Raw genomic sequence first — 2,953 nt, forward strand, 5'->3', positions numbered from 1 at the left:
CGCATAAAGAGATTGGCCCGGTTGAAGACCACCTCCAGCCGGGGCAGGCGATCGTAGTTCACCAGATAGATGGCCTCCGGGGCCACCAGGGAAAGGGAAGGGCTGCGTATGAGGCGGCCGTTATCGTAAAACCGGCTGGCTTCGATCCATTCCTCCAGGGTGTGGGTGGTCCAGTCCGGGGTGATGACCTTGGCGGTGCCCTTGACCAGGTGACAGATGGCCCGCAGGACGGTGGTGATCTGCACGGCCTGATAGTGTTTGTTTAACACCAGGACCTTGTCCTGCAGGATGTCTTTCCCCATAGTGACCTCTAATCTTAACACACTTTTCGGGTTAAGATAAAAACCATGTCTCTGCGGATAGGTCTGGTGGGTCTTCCCAATGCCGGCAAATCCACCCTGTTTAACGCCCTGGTGGAGGGGGCTAGAGCGGAGGTGGCCCATTATCCCTTTTGCACCATCGAACCCAATGTGGGGGTGGTGGAGGTTCCGGACGAGCGGGTGCGGGTGCTCGCCGAGAGGGAGGGAGCGGCGCGGGCCGTACCGGCGGTGGTTCAGGTGGTGGATATCGCCGGTCTGGTGCGGCATGCCAGCCGCGGGGAGGGGCTGGGTAATCAATTCCTGGCCCATGTGCGCGAGATGGATGCCCTGGCCCTGGTGTTGCGTTGTTTTCGTTCCGGAGAGGTCCCGCATGTGGAGGGCGCGGTGGATCCGATAAGGGATCTGGAGATACTGGAACTGGAGCTCATAGCCAAAGATCTGGAAACCGTGGAGAAGCGAATGGCCCGGGTGGAAAAGCCGGCCCGTTCCGGCGATCGCAGGGCGGCGGAGGAACGGGAGATCCTCGAGGTCCTGCACCGGATCCTTTCCTCGGCTGAACCCCTGCGTCGTCATCGTGCGGCCCTGGCTCCGGAGGTACTGGAGTATGCGCAGGGGGTGCTTTTCCTCCTCAGCCTGAAACCCGTTTTCTGGGTGGCTAATCTGGGGGAGGAGGATCTACCCGAGGGGGAGGGGAACCCTCAGGTGGCCCGGCTGCGGGAACGGGCCCGGGAGGAGGGGGTGCCGGTGGTGGCGCTTTGTGCCGAACTCGAGGCCCAGTTGCTGGAACTTTCCCCGCCGGAGCGGGAGGAGATGCTGGGGCTTTACGGTCTGGAACAGCCGGGGCTCAAACGTTTCATCGAGGAGGGCTACCGGTTGCTGGATCTGCTCACCTTTTACACGGTAAACGAAAAAGAGGCCCGGGCTCGCTCCGCTCCTCGGGGAACCACCGCGCTCTCGGCGGCGGAAAGTATTCATACCGATCTGGCCCGGGGGTTCATCGCCGCGGAGGTGATCAATTTTCGGGAGTATCTCCAGGCGGAGAACCTGGCCGAGGCCCGGCGTCGGGGATGGGTAAGGCTCGAGGGGCGCGACTATCGGCTGGAGGACGGAGATATCCTCTACATCCGTTTCCGGCCCTAGCCCCGGGCCTTCTGGACCTCCCTTTCCATGAGACTCACAAAATCCCTGAATTCGTGAAGCCCTCTCCTTAGGTTTTCCAGAAAAACCCGATCATCCACCGTCCAGTAGCGATGCACCAGGCGATTCCTGAAGCGGGCCAGGGCCTCAAAGCTTTGGGCCAGATTCTGATCGATTACCCCTTTCTCTCCGGCTTTCACCATGGCTTCCGCAAGGCTGGTTACCGCAAGGTGATGTTTCCGGGCAAGAATATGTTGTAAGACCGCACCGATGGCCTCGGTGATAAGTAGTATCGAGTACTTGATTCCTCTTAAGCGATCGGGACTGCTTAATATTTCTTTATCCGGGGCTCCGAGAGCAACTTCAAGGTAATCAATTTCCCGCTCTATTTCCCTGAGCCTACCGAGGATGTACCTGGGGTTCAAGTCCATAATAGTCTAGCTCCCTGCCTTTAAGGATAATTTCGTTTTCGATGAAGTACGCCGAAAGCCTCTCCAGGGCCCGCTCGTAGGCCCCATTGCGGTTGAAAAGGAGTCTTCCCTTACTCATTGCCTCGTAAAGTACATCCGGATCAACCGGTCCGGGGAGAAACGGAACCAGGTCGAAAACCTCAAGTGAGACCTCCGGAAAGGAGGAAAGAAGTCTTCGTTCGATCTCATTGAGCGTCTCCTCTATATCCCTTCCCTCGATCACCAGGAGTACATCCACATCCCGGGCGAGTTCCGGGGCCTCGAGCACCGAACCGAAAAGGACCGCCGCCTGTACCCCGGATACCCTTTTTAAGACCGAAGAGAGTCTTTGGCTAAGCCTTTCAATTTTTACCATTTTACTCCAGCGTAATGCGGGGTTTTAGCTCTTCCAGTATTTTCCGGGCGATCTCCTCCGGGGAAAGAGCGTCGGTGCAAAGGGCAAGATCCGCAAAGTGCCGGTAGAGGGGTTCTCTCTCCCTTAAAAGCTCCACCACTTCCTCTTCCCAGGATCTTCCGGTAAGGCTTGGGCGCTGGGTTTGGGTGCGAGGGTCGGCGGAAAGCCGCCTGAGAATGGTCTCCGGCCGGGCGCAAAGCCACACCACCAGTGCTCCGTCCCTCAAGATCTCCATCTCTTCCCGGTGCCTTACCGCTCCGCCTCCCAGGGCCAGGACGAGGCGTTCCCGGGGGGAGAATTCCCGGAGGGCCTCCCTTTCCTTTTTCCGGAAGGCCTCCCATCCCCCTTCCTCCACCATCTCCCGGATGCTCTTTCCGGCCTTTTCCTCCACATAATCGTCGAGGTCCACGAAATCCCAGCCCAGCTTTCGGGCCAGGATCCGCCCCACCGTGCTCTTCCCCGTGGCCCTAAATCCGATCAGAAGGATCCTTCTTACCTCGTTTCCGGCCATATCTTAATTCTGCGCCCTTTCCATTTTTTTACAACCCGGGGACCTTTTTTATCCTTTCCCAACCCTCTTCCGTGGCCTCCTTGACAGATACGGGATTGATGATCTAAAAATAAACTAAAAG

General features: G+C 58.2%; 4 protein-coding genes and 1 pseudogene. 1 reads left to right on the forward strand and 4 read right to left on the reverse strand.

All coding sequences use genetic code 11. From position 1 onward, the window contains the following. Nucleotides 1-302: pseudogene (locus F8J34_RS02675) on the reverse strand (HNH endonuclease); the annotation flags it as partial. Between the two features lie 45 nt (nucleotides 303-347). Here F8J34_RS02675 and ychF point away from each other — a divergent pair. Next, entirely contained in the window at nucleotides 348-1,460 is a 1,113-nt protein-coding gene (gene ychF, locus F8J34_RS02680) for a redox-regulated ATPase YchF (RefSeq protein ID WP_297056276.1), read from the forward strand. Here ychF and F8J34_RS02685 read toward each other — a convergent pair. Genes F8J34_RS02685 through F8J34_RS02695 form a run of 3 tightly spaced genes read right to left on the reverse strand, consistent with a single transcriptional unit; the run spans nucleotide 1,457 to nucleotide 2,832 of the window. Next, nucleotides 1,457-1,888, reverse strand: coding sequence for a DUF86 domain-containing protein (locus F8J34_RS02685; protein WP_297056278.1), 432 nt, complete (start codon nucleotides 1,886-1,888; stop codon nucleotides 1,457-1,459). The genes ychF and F8J34_RS02685 overlap by 4 nt on opposite strands. Continuing rightward, nucleotides 1,857-2,282: a hypothetical protein gene (locus F8J34_RS02690; RefSeq protein WP_297056280.1), complete on the reverse strand. Its 426-nt coding sequence runs from the start codon at nucleotides 2,280-2,282 to the stop codon at nucleotides 1,857-1,859. Before F8J34_RS02690 ends, F8J34_RS02685 begins: the two co-directional genes overlap by 32 nt. Nucleotide 2,283: 1 nt before the next feature. Beyond that, on the reverse strand, nucleotides 2,284-2,832 hold the full coding sequence (locus F8J34_RS02695) for a shikimate kinase (RefSeq protein WP_297056282.1): 549 nt from the start codon (nucleotides 2,830-2,832) through the stop codon (nucleotides 2,284-2,286). Between the last annotated feature and the right edge of the window lie 121 nt (nucleotides 2,833-2,953).

This window comes from Thermosulfurimonas sp. (genome assembly GCF_015491435.1).
Taxonomy (GTDB): domain Bacteria; phylum Desulfobacterota; class Thermodesulfobacteria; order Thermodesulfobacteriales; family Thermodesulfobacteriaceae; genus Thermosulfurimonas_A.